Annotated in this window: 1 protein-coding gene; it reads left to right on the forward strand. The window is 71.7% G+C overall.

Features of this window, described 5'->3' with window-relative positions:
• Positions 1-9: 9 nt before the first annotated feature.
• On the forward strand, positions 10-1,322 hold a 1,313-nt coding region (gene glpK / locus IT40_RS26410; RefSeq protein WP_036761484.1), incomplete at its 3' end, for a glycerol kinase GlpK.

Below are 1,322 nucleotides of genomic sequence, written 5' to 3' on the forward strand. Positions count from 1 at the left end.
AGGCCGCCGATGCCGCATCTTCTTTCGATCGACCAGGGGACGACGTCGTCTCGGGCGATGGTCTTCGACGCTGGTTTGCGTCCGATCGCCTCGGCGCAGCACGAATTCCCGCAGCACTACCCGGCCTCGGGCTGGGTCGAGCACGACCCCTCGGACCTGTGGGTCAGCGTGGCCGGCGTGGCGCGGGCGGCGGTCGAGAAGGCCGGGATCCCTGCCCGCGCCATCGCCGGCATCGGCATCACCAACCAGCGCGAGACCACGCTGCTCTGGGACCGCAGGACCGGCCAGCCGCTGCACCGCGCCATCGTCTGGCAGGACCGCCGCACCGCCGACCTCTGCGCCCGGCTCAGGGCCGAGGGCCACGAGCCGATGGTCGCCGCCCGCACCGGCCTGCTGCTCGACCCGTATTTCTCGGGCTCCAAGCTGCAATGGCTGCTCGACCATGTCGACGGCGCCCGCGCCCGCGCCCGGCGCGGCGAGCTGGCCTTCGGCACCGTCGACAGCTGGCTGATCTGGAACCTGACCGGCGGCCGGGTGCATGCCACCGATGCCACCAACGCCGCGCGCACGCTGCTTTTCAACATCGCCGAGAACCGCTGGGACGAGGATATCTGCGCGCTTTTCGACATCCCGATGCAGCTTCTGCCCGAGGTCAGGGACTGCGCCGCCGATTACGGCGCCACGCGGGCCGACCTGTTCGGGCGCGAGATCCCGATCCTGGGCGTGGCCGGCGACCAGCAGGCGGCGACGGTGGGCCAGGCCTGCTTTTCGCCCGGCATGATGAAATCGACCTATGGCACCGGCTGCTTTGCGCTGCTGAACACCGGCGCGGACCGGGTGGCCTCGAGCAACCGCCTGCTGACGACCATCGCCTATCGGCTGGGGGGCCGGACGACCTATGCGCTGGAGGGCTCGATCTTCATCGCCGGGGCGGTGGTGCAATGGCTGCGCGACGGCCTGGGGCTGATCCGGCACGCGTCCGAGACGCAGGCGCTGGCCGAGGCGGCCGATCCCGGCCAGGACCTGGTGCTGGTGCCGGCCTTCACCGGGCTCGGGGCGCCCTATTGGCGGCCGGAGTGCCGGGGCGCGGTCTTCGGGCTGACGCGGAATTCGGGCCCGGCGGAACTGGCGCGTGCGGCGCTGGAGAGCGTGGGTTTCCAGACCCGCGACCTTCTGGAGGCGATGCGGGCGGACTGGCCGGATGCGGGCGGGGTGTTGCGGGTGGACGGCGGCATGGCGTCGAGCGGCTGGACGATGCAGTTTCTCTCGGACATCCTGGGGGCGCCGGTGGACCGTCCGGCGGTGACCGAGACGACGGCGCT

Source organism: Paracoccus versutus (assembly GCF_000763885.1).
Lineage (GTDB): Bacteria > Pseudomonadota > Alphaproteobacteria > Rhodobacterales > Rhodobacteraceae > Paracoccus > Paracoccus versutus.